16 protein-coding genes are annotated in these 14,869 nt (G+C 64.1%); 6 read left to right on the forward strand and 10 right to left on the reverse strand.

Going from position 1 to position 14,869, the window contains the following annotated elements:
- Positions 1-79: 79 nt before the first annotated feature.
- The 4 genes from J2Y63_RS21570 to J2Y63_RS21585 form a co-directional block, all read right to left on the reverse strand.
- The gene (locus J2Y63_RS21570; RefSeq protein WP_256117519.1) at positions 80-958 is read right to left on the reverse strand and encodes a cytochrome c1; all 879 of its coding nucleotides are present in this window, start codon (positions 956-958) and stop codon (positions 80-82) included.
- A gap of 24 nt (positions 959-982) precedes the next feature.
- Positions 983-2,251 (reverse strand): cytochrome b, encoded by a 1,269-nt coding sequence (locus tag J2Y63_RS21575; protein WP_256117521.1) that lies wholly within the window; start codon positions 2,249-2,251, stop codon positions 983-985.
- 14 nt (positions 2,252-2,265) lie between these two features.
- A complete protein-coding gene (petA, locus tag J2Y63_RS21580) occupies positions 2,266-2,844 on the reverse strand; it encodes a ubiquinol-cytochrome c reductase iron-sulfur subunit (protein ID WP_256117523.1) in 579 nt (192 codons plus the stop codon).
- Positions 2,845-3,107: 263 nt separating this feature from the next.
- On the reverse strand, positions 3,108-4,976 hold the full coding sequence (locus tag J2Y63_RS21585) for an ABC transporter ATP-binding protein (RefSeq protein ID WP_435267752.1): 1,869 nt from the start codon (positions 4,974-4,976) through the stop codon (positions 3,108-3,110).
- Between the two features lie 119 nt (positions 4,977-5,095).
- On the opposite strand from J2Y63_RS21585, the gene J2Y63_RS21590 reads away from it, so the two are divergent.
- Positions 5,096-5,395, forward strand: coding sequence for a type II toxin-antitoxin system RelE/ParE family toxin (locus J2Y63_RS21590; RefSeq protein ID WP_435267753.1), 300 nt, complete (start codon positions 5,096-5,098; stop codon positions 5,393-5,395).
- A 1-nt stretch (position 5,396) separates the two neighbouring features.
- On the forward strand, positions 5,397-5,690 hold the full coding sequence (locus J2Y63_RS21595) for an addiction module antidote protein (protein ID WP_435267754.1): 294 nt from the start codon (positions 5,397-5,399) through the stop codon (positions 5,688-5,690).
- Positions 5,691-5,729: 39 nt separating this feature from the next.
- Here the strand turns inward: J2Y63_RS21595 and J2Y63_RS21600 are convergent, their stop codons facing one another.
- A complete protein-coding gene (locus J2Y63_RS21600; RefSeq protein WP_435267755.1) occupies positions 5,730-7,583 on the reverse strand; it encodes an ABC transporter ATP-binding protein in 1,854 nt (617 codons plus the stop codon).
- Positions 7,584-7,934: 351 nt separating this feature from the next.
- Between J2Y63_RS21600 and J2Y63_RS21605 the strand changes: the two genes are divergently transcribed.
- Entirely contained in the window at positions 7,935-8,396 is a 462-nt protein-coding gene (locus J2Y63_RS21605; protein ID WP_435267756.1) for a tRNA (cytidine(34)-2'-O)-methyltransferase, read from the forward strand.
- A gap of 1 nt (position 8,397) precedes the next feature.
- Here J2Y63_RS21605 and J2Y63_RS21610 read toward each other — a convergent pair whose 3' ends face one another.
- Together J2Y63_RS21610 and J2Y63_RS21615 are read right to left on the reverse strand one after the other, a co-directional pair.
- Positions 8,398-9,606 (reverse strand): MFS transporter, encoded by a 1,209-nt coding sequence (locus tag J2Y63_RS21610; protein ID WP_435267757.1) that lies wholly within the window; start codon positions 9,604-9,606, stop codon positions 8,398-8,400.
- Complete coding sequence (locus tag J2Y63_RS21615; protein ID WP_435267758.1) at positions 9,603-10,175, reverse strand: NADPH-dependent FMN reductase; 573 nt, start codon at positions 10,173-10,175, stop codon at positions 9,603-9,605. The genes J2Y63_RS21610 and J2Y63_RS21615 overlap by 4 nt, the downstream gene beginning before the upstream one ends.
- A gap of 73 nt (positions 10,176-10,248) precedes the next feature.
- On the opposite strand from J2Y63_RS21615, the gene soxR reads away from it, so the two are divergent.
- A complete protein-coding gene (gene soxR / locus J2Y63_RS21620) occupies positions 10,249-10,719 on the forward strand; it encodes a redox-sensitive transcriptional activator SoxR (protein WP_435267759.1) in 471 nt (156 codons plus the stop codon).
- On the opposite strand, the gene J2Y63_RS21625 is transcribed toward soxR, so the two are convergent.
- Both J2Y63_RS21625 and J2Y63_RS21630 read right to left on the reverse strand, forming a co-directional pair.
- On the reverse strand, positions 10,716-11,996 hold the full coding sequence (locus tag J2Y63_RS21625) for a hemolysin family protein (RefSeq protein ID WP_435267760.1): 1,281 nt from the start codon (positions 11,994-11,996) through the stop codon (positions 10,716-10,718). The genes soxR and J2Y63_RS21625 overlap by 4 nt on opposite strands.
- A gap of 112 nt (positions 11,997-12,108) precedes the next feature.
- Positions 12,109-12,981 (reverse strand): LysR substrate-binding domain-containing protein, encoded by an 873-nt coding sequence (locus tag J2Y63_RS21630; protein ID WP_435267761.1) that lies wholly within the window; start codon positions 12,979-12,981, stop codon positions 12,109-12,111.
- 94 nt (positions 12,982-13,075) lie between these two features.
- Between J2Y63_RS21630 and J2Y63_RS21635 the strand changes: the two genes are divergently transcribed.
- Positions 13,076-13,468 carry a tautomerase family protein gene (locus J2Y63_RS21635; protein ID WP_435267762.1) on the forward strand — a complete coding sequence of 131 codons (393 nt, stop codon included), beginning with the start codon at positions 13,076-13,078 and terminating at the stop codon, positions 13,466-13,468.
- 11 nt (positions 13,469-13,479) lie between these two features.
- Here the strand turns inward: J2Y63_RS21635 and J2Y63_RS21640 are convergent, their stop codons facing one another.
- Positions 13,480-13,737: a hypothetical protein gene (locus J2Y63_RS21640; RefSeq protein ID WP_256117534.1), complete on the reverse strand. Its 258-nt coding sequence runs from the start codon at positions 13,735-13,737 to the stop codon at positions 13,480-13,482.
- Between the two features lie 170 nt (positions 13,738-13,907).
- Here J2Y63_RS21640 and hemF point away from each other — a divergent pair, with 170 nt between their 5' ends.
- Entirely contained in the window at positions 13,908-14,819 is a 912-nt protein-coding gene (gene hemF, locus J2Y63_RS21645) for an oxygen-dependent coproporphyrinogen oxidase (protein ID WP_435267763.1), read from the forward strand.
- Positions 14,820-14,869: the final 50 nt, after the last annotated feature.

Genomic DNA, 14,869 nt, shown 5'->3' on the forward strand with positions numbered 1-14,869 from the left:
GGTTATTGCAGGTGAGGCGCTGGCCCTCAACAAAAAAGGCGGCCCGAAGGCCGCCTTTGCTGCCGAGCGGTGAGACCGCTCAGTGTTCCTTGTTCGCGTAGACCGACTTCTTCGTCAGGTAGATCAGGCCGGTGAAGATCACCAGGAAGACCATGACCATGAAGCCGGTGCGCTTGCGCTCTTCGAGATGCGGCTCTGCGGCCCACATCAGGAAGGCGGCAACGTCGTGCGCGTACTGGTCGACCGTCTGCGGCGAACCATCGTCATAGGTGACCTGGTCGTCGGAGAGCGGCTTGGCCATGGCGAGAGCCGCGGCATTGGCGAAGTACGGGTTGAAGTGCGTGCCTTCTGCGACTTCGAGATGCGCCGGCTTCTCTTCGTCGTAGCCGGTCAGCAGCGAGTAGATGTAGTCCGGTCCGCCGGACTGGTACTGCGTGAAGATGTCGAAGACGAACTGCGGGAAGCCGCGGGTGATGCCGCGCGCCTTGGCGATCAGCGAGAAGTCCGGCGGGGCCGCACCATTGTTCGAAGCGGCAGCCGCCTCGTGGTTGGCATAGGGCGACGGGAAATAGTCGGACGGAACGGCCTTGCGGGTGAACATCTCACCGTCGCTGTTCGGGCCGTCCTGCACTTCGTAGTTCGCTGCGAATGCCTTGACCTGCGCCTCCGAGTAACCAAGGCCTTCCAGCGTGCGGAAGGAGACCAGGCTCATCGAATGGCAGGCCGAACAGACTTCGGTGTAGACCTTCAGGCCGCGCTGGAGCTGGCCCTTGTCATACTTGCCGAACGGACCGGCAAAAGACCATTCCTGTTCCTTCGGCTTATGCATCGGATAGTGCGGCGTGGCGTGTTCCGCCTCTGCACCGGCAGCAGGCGCTGCCTCTTCCGCCGTGGCGAAGGAGACGCCGAGACCGGCGACGAGTGCGAGCGACAGAAGGCCTGCAACAAGCTTTTTCATTGACATGGTTCCTAGTCCTCGCTCTCAGGCCTTGGCCAGCTTGGCGTTCTTCTTTTCCAGAACCGCTTCCGTGATCGAATTCGGAATGCGCTTCGGGGTCTCGATCAGGCCGAGGATCGGCATGATGACGAGGAAGAAGCCGAAGTAGTAGAGCGTGCCGAGCTGCGAGAGGATGACGTAGATGCCTTCTGCCGGCATGGCGCCGAGCCAGCCAAGCAGGATGGCGTTGGCCACGAAGATCCAGAAGAACAACTTGTACCACGGGCGGTAGACGGCGGAGCGAACCTTGGACGTATCGAGCCAGGGCAGGAAGAACAGCACGATGATCGCGCCGAACATCACGAGGACGCCGCCGAGCTTCGAGTCGATCGGGCCGACGTTGAAGGTGATGGCGCGCAGCATCGCGTAGAACGGCAGGTAGTACCACTCCGGAACGATGTGGGCGGGGGTCTTCAGCGGGTCAGCCGGAATGTAGTTGTCCGGGTGGCCGAGATAGTTCGGCATGTAGAAGACGAACCAGGCGAAGATGATCAGGAAGACCGAGACGCCGAGAGCGTCCTTCAGCGTGGCATAGGGCGTGAAGGCGACCGTGTCGGTCTTGGACTTCACTTCGACGCCGGTCGGGTTGGTCTGGCCGGTGACGTGCAGCGCCCAGACGTGCAGGACGACGACGCCGGCGATCATGAAGGGCAGCAGGTAATGCAGCGCGAAGAAGCGGTTCAGCGTCGGATTGTCGACCGCGAAGCCGCCGAGCAGGAACTGCTGAATCCACTCGCCGACCCATGGGAAGGCCGAGAAGAAGCCCGTGATAACGGTCGCACCCCAGAAGGACATCTGGCCCCAGGGCAGGACATAGCCCATGAAGCCCGTCGCCATCATCAGGAGGTAGATGACCACGCCGAGGATCCAGAGGATTTCGCGCGGCGCCTTGTAAGAGCCGTAGTAGAGGCCGCGGGCAATGTGCAGGTAGACCGCGATGAAGAAGAACGACGCGCCGTTGGCGTGCATGTAGCGCAGCAGCCAGCCGTGGTTCACGTCGCGCATGATCTTCTCGACCGAGTTGAACGCGACGGTGGTTTCGGCCGCATAGTGCATGGCCAGAACGATGCCGGTCAGAATCTGCACGATCAGCATCACCGACAGCATGGCGCCGAAGGTGTAGGCATAGTTCAGGTTGCGCGGAACCGGGTAGGAGACGAAGCTGTCATGGATCATGCGCGGCAGAGGCAGGCGCGAGTCGACCCATTTTTCGATGCCAGTCGTCGGCTGGTAGGTGGAATGATCAGCACTCATTATCAGGTGTCCCCTCAACCGATCTTGATAACTGTGTCGGTAACGAACGCGAAGGTCGGCACGGCGAGGTTCTCGGGGGCCGGACCCTTACGAATACGACCAGCGGTATCGTAGTGAGAACCATGACAGGGACAGAACCACCCGCCGAAATCGCCGGCCTGGCCGAGCGGAATACAGCCGAGATGGGTACAGACACCGACCATGATGATCCAGTTTTCCTTGCCGGCACCCGCCGAACGATCGAGGTCCGTCGCCTGGGCGTCGGTCGCGATATTGGCGTTGCGTGCGACCGGGTCCTTGAGGTCGCCAAGCTCGACGGCCTTGGCTTCCGCAACTTCCTGGTCCGTCCGGTTACGGATGAACACCGGCTTGCCGCGCCACTTGACGGTCAGGGACATGCCGGGCGTCAGGCTGGAGACGTCGACATCGATGGCGCCGAGCGCCAGCGTCGACGCATCAGGGCGCATCTGGTCGATGAACGGCCAGGCAACTGCCACGCCGCCCACGACGCCAGCCATCCCGGTGGTCAGGTAAAGGAAATCGCGGCGAGTGGGCTCGCCCAGGGATTCGCTTGATGTCTCGTGTTCGCTCACGGCTAAACCATCCTCTCACGCAAAGTCTGCGGAAACCCGCCACGCCCCTTGGAAACCGGTCAGATCCGGACACAATACGGCCATAGATTCCCCGTCAATCCGGCGCGTTCTATGCTTGATCGCAAATTATGTCCAGCCTTGGCAAGGGGAGGTGGGCACATTGTCGCGGGAAAAACGGGGCATCTTGACAAGCCACCCCCATCACCTTGAACATCCAGCGCTTCCCGTCTGAAAAAGCAGTCGCGAAACGACGCTTTGCGGCCCTATTGCGCCGCTTCCTCGTGTCCGAGGAACCCGCCGGACTGGCGCGACCAGAGATCCGCATAGAGCCCGCCGCGCGAGACGAGCTCGGCATGCGTGCCCTCCTCCACGATGGAACCGCGATCCATGACGATCAGGCGATCGAGGGCGGCGATGGTGGAGAGCCGATGGGCGATGGCGAGCACGGTCTTGCCGCGCATCAGGCGTTCGAGATTGGACTGGATCGCCGCCTCGACTTCGGAATCGAGCGCTGAGGTCGCCTCGTCGAGCACGAGGATCGGCGCATCCTTCAGCATGACGCGGGCGATCGCGATGCGCTGGCGCTGGCCACCGGAAAGCTTGACCCCGCGCTCGCCGACATGGGCGTCATAGCCGGTGCGGCCGCGCTGGTCTTCGAGCGACAGGATGAAATCGTGCGCCTCGGCCTTCTTCGCCGCCTCGATCACCTCGGCCTCGGTGGCATCGGGATTGCCGAACAGGATGTTGTCGCGGATCGAGCGATGCAGCAGCGCGGTATCCTGGCTGACCATGCCGATATTGGCGCGCAGGCTCTCCTGCGTCACGCGCGCAATGTCCTCGCCGCCGACGAGGATGCGGCCGCCTTCCAGATCGTAGAAGCGCAACAGCAGGTTGACCAGCGTCGACTTGCCGGCGCCCGAGCGGCCGACGATCCCGACCTTTTCGCCCGGCCGGATCGACAGCGTCAGGTCGTCGATGACGCCGGACTGGCGGCCGTAATGGAAGCGCACGTTCTCGAAGCGGATTTCCGGTCGCGTGACCTTCATCTCCGTCGCATCCGGCATGTCGACAAGGCCGATCGGCTGGGAGATGAGGTCGGCGGAATTCTGGATCGTGCCGATATTGCGCATAATGCTGTTCAACTGCGTCATCAGGCGGTTGAGCAAAAAGTTCAGCCGCAGCACCAGCGCCATGGTGAAGGCGACGGCGCCGGAGCTCGCAATGCCGCCAAGCCACAGATGGATGGACAGCACCGCCATGGCAACGATCATCAGGCCGGAGACAAGCGCCATCGAGGCCCGCACGCCGGTGAGGAACCGCGTGAAGTTCAACGTGGTCGTCTGGAAGATGTCGAAGCCGTTGCGCATGTAGCGGTCGTTCGCGTCGTCGCGCCCGAACAGTTTCAGCGTCTGGATGTTGGAATAGGCATCGACCATGCGGCCGCTGAGCATGGACGCGGCTTCGGCGGTCTGGCGCGAATGTTCGCGGATGCGCGGCACGAAATAGCGCGCGAGCACCGAGAAGACCAGGAGCCAGACGGCCAGCACGGCAGCCAGCCGCCAGTCGAGCCCGCCGAGCAGCACCAGCGTCGAGGCCGTGTAGATCGTCACGAACCAGATGCTTTCCATGAACGACGTGATGACGTCGCCGGTCGCCTGCCCCGCCGACCAGACCTTCGTGACGATTCGGCCGGAGAAATCGTTCTGGAAGAAGGAGAGCGACTGGCGCGCGACATGCACATAGGACTGCCAGCGCACCAGATTGTAGAAGCCCGGCGTGATGACCTGCTGGTCGACCAGCGCCGTCAGGAAGGTGATGACGAATCGCACGAGGCCGATCAGGCCGAGCATCAGGAGCAGTTCCGGCCCATGCGCCGCAATCAGCCCGCTCCACCCGTCACCGGGTTTGACCGTTGCCAGAATATCGACCAGCCGCCCGACGAACCAGAACGTCGCCGCCTCGATGCCCGCCGTAATACCGCCCAGCACCAGCATCGCCGCAAACGGCGCCTTGGCCTGGCTGACATAGAACCAGATGAAGGCGAGCAGCCCCTGCGGCGGCCGAAGGTCATCCCGCCGCGCAAAGGGCTGAATCCAGTTCTCGAACCAGGAGAAGAGCGTGCGGAAAATCATGCCTCCGATATAGGCGGTTTTGGGCGGGGGACAAATTAAAGATTGGAAAGGTGGGGATATCCCGCACGACTTCAAAACCCTTGATTTTGGACGGCTGTAATATTAAAGTTACAACCTGAATGGCGCTCCTGATCAAACAGACGGATACATTTCGCAAATGGGAACGGGCGCTTGGTGACCGGAAAGCCCAAGCGCTCATCGCTGCCCGGCTGAACCGGATCGCCTATGGTCTACTCGGCGACGTCAAATCCGTCGGTGACGGCGTCAGCGAAATCCGCATTCACCATGGACCCGGATATCGCATCTATTTCACGCGAAGGGGCGACGAGATCATCGTGCTGCTCTGTGGTGGCAACAAGGGTTCCCAGAAACGGGATATCGCGGCCGCCAAGACACTGGCGGCCCAACTGGACAACTGAGATGAACGAAACACTGCACATCTATGATCCGGCAGAGGCTTTGACCTCGGACGAAGCCGTCGACGTCTTCATGAAAGACGCCTTCGAGAGCGGCGATGCCGGCTATATTGCGCACGCCCTTGGGGTCGTCGCACGTGCCAAAGGCATGAGCAAGGTGGCGGAAGAAACCGGCCTCGCCCGCGAAGCGCTTTACCGGTCACTCGCCAGCGACGGCAATCCGACCCTCAAATCCATGCTGACGGTCATGCGCGCCCTCGGCCTCGAACTGACGTCGAAACGCGCCGGCACGGAATGAAGACACCCCTTCTGCTGGAAAGGGGTGTCTTCTGTCCGGTTACTCCGCCGCCACTTCCGCTTCGGCGTCGTCGGCGATGAAGCCGCCGGACTGGCGGGCCCAGAGGTCGGCGTAGATGCCGCCCTTGGCGACGAGTTCGGCATGGGTGCCGGTCTCGTGCAGATGGCCCTTTTCGAGCACGACGACACGGTCCATCTCCGTCAGCGTCGAGAGGCGGTGGGCAATCGCGATCACCGTCTTGCCCTGCATCAGGGCGAAGAGGTTTTCCTGGATTGCGGCCTCGACTTCCGAATCGAGCGCCGAGGTCGCCTCGTCCAGCACCAGGATCGGCGCGTCCTTCAGGAAGACGCGGGCGATCGCGATGCGCTGGCGCTGGCCGCCGGAGAGTTTGACGCCGCGCTCGCCGACCTGGGCATCGAGGCCGGCACGGCCCTGCTGGTCGATGAGGCTTTCGATGAACTCCCAGGCATTCGCGCGCTTGGCCGCCTCGATAATCTCCGCATCCGTCGCTTCCGGCTTGCCGTAGGCGATGTTGTCGCGGATCGAGCGGTGCAGCAGCGAGGTATCCTGCGTCACCACGCCGATCTGCGAGCGAAGGCTATCCTGCGTGACCGTCGCGATGTCCTTGCCGTCGATCGTGATCTTACCGGATTCGAGATCGTAGAACCGCAAGAGCACGTTCATCAGCGTCGTCTTGCCGGCACCGGAGCGGCCGACGAGGCCGACCTTTTCGCCCGCACCGATCGACAGCGACAGGTCCTCGATCACGCCCTTGTTCTTGCCGTAGTGGAAGCGGACGTGGTCGAAGCTGATCGCACCCTTGGACACCGGCAGCGGCGGCGCTTCGGGACCATCCTTGATGTCGTGCGGCTTGGTCATCATGCCCATGCCGTCATAGACCGTGCCGATATTCTCGAACAGCGCGGTCACTTCCCACATCACCCACTGCGACATGCCGTTGATGCGCATGGCAAGGCCCACGGCCACCGCCACGGCGCCGACCGACACATCGCCCGCCATCCAGAAATAGATGCCGACCGCCGCGGTGAAGAACATCGTCACGACATTGTTGATGTCGATTGTGATGTTGAACAGCGTGATGAGCCGCATCTGCTTATGCACAGTCTGCAGGAAGCCATCCATGCCTTCGCGGGCATAGGTTTCCTCCCGGCCGGCATGCGAGAACAGCTTGACCGTCGCGATGTTGGTGTAGCTGTCGACGATCCGGCCCGTCATCATCGAGCGCGCATCCGCCTGCTCGCGCGAGATCACCATGAGCTTCGGCACGAAATAGCGCAGGATGCAGACATAGACGACGAACCACACGAGCAGCGGCACGACGAGACGCAGGTCTGCGGACGCGATGATCGCGATCATCGAGATGAAATAGCTGACGACATAGATGAAGACGTCGATGATCTTCATCACCGTTTCGCGCACGGCAAGCGCCGTCTGCATCACCTTCGTCGAGACGCGTCCGGCGAACTCGTTGGAGAAGAAGGTCATGCTCTGGCGGATCAGGTAGCGGTGCATCTGCCAGCGGGCGATCATCGGGAAATTGCCCGCGAGCGCCTGGTGCATGGTCATGGTGTGCAGCGCGCCCACGCCCGGGATGACGATAAGCAGCAGCGCCGCCATCCAGATCAGCGTGCCGCCCTCACGCGACAGGAACGTGTTCGGATCGCTGTTCGACAGCCAGTCGATGATGTTGCCGAGGAACTGGAACAGCAGCACTTCCGCGATGCCGAGCACCATGGAGCAGAAGCCGAGCACGAAGAGCCACAGGCCCGCCGGCCTGGTATAGTGCCACAAGAAGGCGAAAAGGCCCTTCGGCGGCAGCGAGGGCGCCTCGGAAGGATAGGGATTCAAACGTCTTTCGAACCAGCCGAACATGGCTTTCTCCGTAATACATAAAGACGGAACCGAGACGGACGACGCAAAACGGCGCGGTCAGGAACGGAGTTCCGGCAGGACTGCCGCGCGGCGATGAAAAACGTCACACAGCGAATTGAATAAGGTATGCGATGGGATTTTGTGCGGCGAGGCGCCTAAGCGAGAAGAGGCGTGATTCCAGCCGGGAGGCGCAATCGATGCGTGGTATCCATCATGATCCTCCCTCTTCTCGCGTTGTAGATGCGCCTTGGTTAGCCTGAAACGACGCAATTTGCCAGTGACTTTGTCGCAATTTCATCGCTCCGGCCAATTCTGTTGCCTTGTCGCCACATCTGGAATAGGCGACAGCCCATGTCCGCGCTCCACATCGCCCTCTACCAGCCCGATATTGCCGGCAATACCGGCACGATCCTGCGTTTCGCCGCCTGCCTCGGCCTGTCGGTCGACATTATAGAGCCGGCCGGCTTCGACATCTCCGACCGCAGCCTGAAACGCGCCGGCATGGACTACCTCGCCGCCGTGACGCTGACGCGACATGTGAGCTGGGAGCACTTCGAGGCGTGGCGGGCGGCAAGCGGCCGCCGCCTCGTGCTCGCCTCCACCAAGGCGGCGGAGTGCTATACGGATTTCACCTACCGGCCGGACGACATCCTGCTCTTCGGCCGCGAAAGTGCGGGCGTGCCGGACCGCGTGCACGACACGGCGCAAGGCCGGGTGCTCATTCCGATGGTCGAAGGCCAGCGCTCCATCAATGTCGCGCTCTCCGCCGCGATGATCTGCGGCGAGGCGCTGCGCCAGACGGGTTTCATCTGACCTAGCCATGGCCCGGCCGCGCCAGCCGCACAGCCGCGGCCGTGACGCCGAAGACCAGCACCACCGAGCCGACGATCATATAGGCGCCGTCATAACCCGTGGCGGTGATCAGCGGCTGCGAGACGATCGGCGACAGGAACTGGCCGGCAAAGATGCTCGATACCAGCAGGCCCGAGATGCGGCCGCGCAGCGCTGGCGGCGCCAGCAGCATGGCGGCGGCGGCGAAATTCGGCATGATCGTGCCCATGCAGATGCCCGATACCGCCATGGCCGCCAGCACGCTGCCATAGCTTTCCGCCCCCGAAAGCAGCAGGAACGACAGCCCGGCCGAGACGAAGCCGAGGCCGAAGACGCCCATGATGCCGAGCAGGCGGCGGAACGGCGCGAAGGCGAGCGCGCTCACCACGCCGACGAGCTGGCCAGCGCCGATCGCCGTGCCGGCAAGGCTGGGCGCGGCGAAGCCAAGGGATTCGAGATAGAAGGGAAGCTGCGTCGGGATCATGTAGAAGGCGATCATGTTGACGGCGGCGGCGAGGAACAGCAGGGCGAGAAGCGCTGTCGTGCGCCCGTCGAGCCTGCCCTCCCCCGTGGCGGGACCGGCCGGGCGAACCCGACGCGGCTCCGGCAGGAAGGCGAGTGCGGCCGGCACCAGCAGGATCGCCACCGTGTAGATGAAGAACGGCCCGCGCCAGTGCACTTCCGCCAGGAACCCGCCGCCCGTGAGAAAAATCGTGCCCCCGATGCCGACGAAGGCCTGTTGCAGGCCCATGTAGCGATCACGCGCCGGCCCCTGGAAGAAATCGCCGACCAGCGCCGTGGTCGCCGTCATGATGCCGCCGACGGCAAGACCCAGCACGGCGCGCCCGATGAGCAGGCCCGGCAGCGTGTCGAGGACGAGGCCGGAGGCACCCGCGACAGCGAACAGCCCGAGCGAGGCAAGCAGCAGCGGCTTGCGGCCGAAACGGTCGACGAGGAAACCCGCCGCCGGGGAAAACAGCGCGATGAACATCGCCGGCAGCGTCAGCACCAGCCGGCTCAGCAGCGCGACATTCTCCACATCGGCAAACCGCGCGGCGATGCCCGGCAGCGAGGCGGAGATCGTCGCGCCCGACATGATGGTCAGCGTGCTGATGAAGAGCAGCGTCGCATTGCGCCGGCGTTCGTCGCGGGAACGGGCGACTTCCGCCGTCGCATAAAAGTCCGGCTTCATGCCGCCACCTCGTCATAGCGCGTCGCGATGCGCGCCGCCTTCAGCGCATGCGCCCACCAGGAAAGCCGCTTCATCAGCACGGCAAGCTGGCCGTTGAGCTGGCCGGGGCGGAAGGGATTGCCGACCGGGTCGAACTGCGTCCAGGCGTGCGCCAGACTTACCGTCTCGCGGATCGCCACGGCGTGCAGCTCGGCGAAGACCAGGCGGAGCTGCTCGACGGCGCGCAGGCCGCCGGAAACGCCGCCATAGGAGACGAAGGCGATGGGCTTGGCATGCCAGGGCCTGAAGCAGCAATCGATGATCGCCTTCAGCGCCGCCGGATAGGCGTGGTTGTATTCCGGCGTGACGATGAGGAATGCATCCGCCTGCGAGATCCGGCTTTCGACCAGCTGTGCCGAGGCCTCGTCGAGGCCGCCGGGCGTGAAGGTCAGCTCCACCGGATCGATGCGGATGATGGTGTATTGCCCGAAGCCCGCCAGCGCCGGTTCCAGCCATCCCGCGATCGTATCGGCGAAACGCCCTTCGCGGCCGCTGCCATAGATGAGGGCGATGGTCAGTCTGTCTGTCATGCGGTTCAGCTCCATGTTGGAAAAGCAGGGAGCCGCTGGTATAAAACCTCAAGCAAAGTTGAGGTCAACAGCCATGACTGAAAAAAACGCGCGCGACGCCATCCCCCGGGAACTCAGCGTCGGCGAGGTCGCCGAACGCAGCGGGGTGGCGGTGTCCACCTTGCATTTCTACGAGACGAAAGGGCTGATCCGCAGCCAGCGCAACCGCGGCAACCAGCGGCGCTATCCGCGCAGCATCCTGCGCCGCGTCGCGGTCATCAAGGTGGCGCAGCGCACCGGCATTCCCCTGTCGGAAATCGCGGACGCGCTGTCCGTGCTGCCGCACGACCGCCCGCTGACGGCACAGGACTGGCGCAAGCTCTCTGAGACCTGGCGCAGCCTGCTCGACGAGCGCATCGCGCGGCTTGCCAAGCTGCGCAACCAGCTCGACGGCTGCATCGGCTGCGGGTGCCTGTCCATGCAGGAATGTCCGCTGCGCAATCCGTGGGACACGCTTGCCGCGGAAGGGCCGGGTCCGAGATTGCTCGAACCCGATCCGGCTTAATCGAGGCGCGTGGCGAGCAGCTTGTCGACGCGGCGACCGTCCATGTCGACGACTTCGAAGCGCCAGCCCTGGGTTTCCGTGACCTCGCCGGTCTTCGGCAGCTTCTGTAGCGATTCGATGACCATGCCGGCGGCCGTCTGGTAGCTGCGGCGGGCCGGCAGCAGCAGGCCGAGGCGATCGGCCATCTCGTCGATCGGCATGGAACCGGCGATCAGCCAGGAGCCGTCCTCGCGCTGCACGGCATGTTCGTCGTCGCCTTCCTCGATATCGGCGCGGAAGACGCCGGCGATCGCTTCCAGCACGTCGGCGGGCGTGATGACGCCTTCGAAGTGGCCGTATTCGTCATGCACGAGCATCATCGGTACTTCGGAATTGCGCAGTTTTTCGAGCACGCGCATCGCATCCATCGTATCCGGCACGATCGGCGCGGGGCGGATGAAGGTGCGGATGTCGAGCGGCTGGCCGGTCAGGAGCGCGGAGAGCAGCTCGCGCTTCTGCACGATGCCGACGATGGTCTCCGGCCCGCCATCGGCGACCGGCAGGCGGCCATGCTGGCTATCGACGAGCTGCTGGTGGATTTCCTCCACCGTATCGCCGAGGTCGATCCAGTCGACGTCGTTGCGCGGCGTCATGAGCCCGCGCGCCTCGCGGTCGGAAAAGCGCATGACGCCGGCGATCATCAATTTCTCGCCGCCCTCGATGACGCCGGCGGCCTCGGCTTCGGCGACGATCGTCTTGATCTCCTCGTCGGTGACGATGCTTTCGGCGACCTGGTGCTGGCCGAGCAGGCGGAAGATCAGCCGCGTCGAGGCGTCAAGAATCCAGACGGCCGGCGCGCCGACCTTGGAAAGCAGCGACATCGCGGGCGCCACGAGCGTTGCGAAACGCTCCGGGTTCTTCAGCGCGATCTGCTTGGGCACCAGTTCGCCGACGACGACCGAGAGATAGGTGATGAGGAAGATGACGATACCGTAGCCGAGCGGATCGGCCAGCCAGTCCGGCACGCCCTCGGCAAACAGGATGTCACGCAGGCGGCTACCGAGGGCCGCACCCGAAAAGGCACCCGCGAGAACGCCGATCAGCGTGATGCCGATCTGCACGGTGGAGAGGAATTTTCCGGGGTTTTCCGCCAGCCGCAGGGCGGCCGCGGCACCGCGCGAGCCCTGCGCGGCCATGGTCTTCAGGCGCGGTTTGCGCGCGGAAACGATGGAAAGTTCGGAAAGGGCAAAGACCCCGTTGAGGAGGATGAGGAAGACGGCAATCGCGAGTTCGAACAAGGACTGTGAGCCGTGCTTTAGAACCGCAACGGCGCCTTTCTGTTGATGATGATGGCGGCAAGATAGGGGTGCGGCGGTCCGGCGTCAATCGAACTTCCCGCGGTTGGTGCCATCAGGACGGGACAACAAGCATTTCGAGCAGGATATCCCGCAGCCGCGACACCGGCGCGGCCGGCACGGCCTCGGCCGTGTGCAGCATCAGGTCGACGCTGCCAAGCGTCGGCAAGCCGGCCCGCTCGAGATCGAGCACGCGCAGATGCGGCGGCACCGCCGTCGTGGTGCGGATCGTCACGCCAAGCCCCGCCGTCACCGCCGCCCAGAGCCCGGCAAGGCCGGGGCTGGCAAAGACCTGCCGCCAGTCGCGCCCCGTGGCTGAGAGCGCATCGACCGCGGCGGCGCGGAAGGAACAGGGTGGATCGAAGGCGATGAGCGGCACCGGCTCGCCCGGCGGCAGGTCATAATCCGCCGCCGCGATCCAGACGATCGGATGCGTGGCGATATGCCGGCAATGGGCGCTGCGCTGCCCGCCCCAGGTAACCGCCATGTCGAGGTCGCCGCGTTCCACCGCCGCCACCAGCTTGGCGCCGCGATCGACCCGCGCCTCCACCCGGAGCTTCGGATGCGCCCGCGAAAACCGGCCGAGCACCGGCGGCAGCGAGGTCTCGGCAAAATCCTGCGGGATGCCGATGCGCAGCCAGCCATCAAGCGAGCGGCTGGAGCCGAGCATCATCATCGCCTCGTCGTTCAGTTCCAGAATGCGCACCGCATAATCATAAAGCGCCTCGCCGGCATCGGTGAGCGCCAGCCCCCTGCCCTGTTTTGTGAATAGCGTCTGCCCGCTCAGATCGGAGAGTTTTTTCAGCTGCAGGCTGACGGCCGGCGGCGTGCGGCCCAGCGCCTCGGCAGCCTTGGCGAAACTGCCGAATCGCACCCCGGCGACGAAGGTGCGCAACACGTCCATGTCGAAATTGCGAAACGAAACCATTCAGTTTTCCAAAACTATTATCGCAACACTTCTCAATTTTAAAAACGATAGTCGCGCAATAGGCTCATCCCGTCAACAGCGACAGGAGACGACCATGCCCTTCCTTCATATCCGCATTGCAGGCCGCAGCCTCACGGATGCCGAGCGCCTGCATCTCCAGGACGAGGCCACCCGCCTTGCGGTCACCCTGCTCAACAAGCGCGCCGAGGCGACCGCCGTCTTCATCGAGGAAACGAATGCCGAAGCCTGGACCGTCGGCGTGCGCCGGCAGCCGGCCGCGGGCTATCTGGAAGTGACCGTCAGCGAGGGCACCAACACGGCCGAGGAAAAGGAGCGCTTCATCGCCGCCGCCTATGCGCTGCTAGAGGAAGCCGTCGGCGCGCCGCTCCACCCGGTCACCTACGTGATCGTGCGCGAAGTCCCGATGGAAAGCTGGGGTTATGGCGGGCGCACGCAGGAAAGCCGGCGCATCGCGATGGCGGCGTAGGGCCGATCGCCTCAATCGGCGCTGGGCAGGCGGCGCATGGTGAATTCGATGCGGTCGCCTTCCATGGCGCGCCAGCTCTCGACCTCCGTCCAGTAGGCGGCTTTCGGCCATTGGTCGAACCATTCGCGCGCCTTTTCCCTTGCCGCCTGCCGCTCGAGGCAGAAGGTCTCGCGCACGAAATGGCCGTCGCCCGCGGGGTTTTCGCGGCGGCGGCGCTCGATCTGGCGCCGGAGCCCCTGCATCGGGGGCGGACCGGGAACACGCGCCATGCAGATTTCCTCCGGCAGCACATTCAACGTAAGGAAGATAAGCCGCTAAGGCACGTTTTGCGAGTCCCGCCGCCTCGGCCGATCGCGCTGCGCGGTTGCCAAATGGCGCAAAGTTGGGAACTGTGGCGAAAATGCGATTCGGCGGCGCTCCGCCGGCAGCGGGAAGCACCATGGAACGACCAGACCTGCCGAAAGGCCTGCCCGAGGATATCGAAGAGAAGAAGGCCGACGCCCGCGCCTGGTTCGAACATCTTCGCGACGCGATCTGCGCCAGCTTCGAGGCGCTGGAGGACGAGTTGGAAGGCCCGCTGTCCGACCTGCCGCCCGGCCGCTTCGTCGGCAAGGATTGGCAGCGCGACAATGGCGAAGGCGGCGGCGGCCGCATGTCGATGATGGATGGCCGCGTCTTCGAGAAGGTCGGCGTGCACACCTCCACCGTACACGGCGAGTTCTCGCCGGAATTTCGCGGCCAGATTCCCGGCGCCGACGAGGACCCGCGCTTCTGGGCCTCCGGCATCTCGCTGATCGCCCATCCGGTGAACCCCAACGTGCCGGCCGTGCACATGAACACCCGCATGGTCGTCACCACCAGCCGCTGGTTCGGCGGCGGCGCGGACCTGACGCCGGTGCTCGACCGCCGCCGCGTCATGGACGATCCCGATACCCAGCTCTTCCACAAGGCGATGGAGATTACCTGCAACCGCCATCCGGTCGCAGACCACGCGAAGTTCAAGGACTGGTGCGACGACTACTTCTTCCTGAAGCACCGCAACGAACCGCGCGGCACCGGCGGCATCTTCTACGACTGGCTGCATTCGCCGGAAGAACTCGGCGGCTGGGAGGCGGATTTCGCTTTCACCCAGGATGTCGGCCGCGCCTTCGCGATGGTCTATCCGCGCATCGTGCGCTCGAACTTCAACAAGGGCTGGACAGAGGAGGACCGCGACGAGCAGCTCGTGCGCCGCGGCCGCTACGTCGAGTTCAACCTGCTCTACGACCGCGGCACGATCTTCGGCCTGAAGACCGGCGGCAATGTCGATTCGATCCTCTCGTCGCTGCCCCCGGTGGTGCGCTGGCCGTGAAATAACGGTGGGCAATACGGCCTTGTGATTAACGGCTCTACCCCTTTCGT

Origin of the sequence: Shinella sp. BE166 (genome assembly GCF_051201095.1) — a bacterium.
Lineage (GTDB): Bacteria > Pseudomonadota > Alphaproteobacteria > Rhizobiales > Rhizobiaceae > Shinella > Shinella lacus.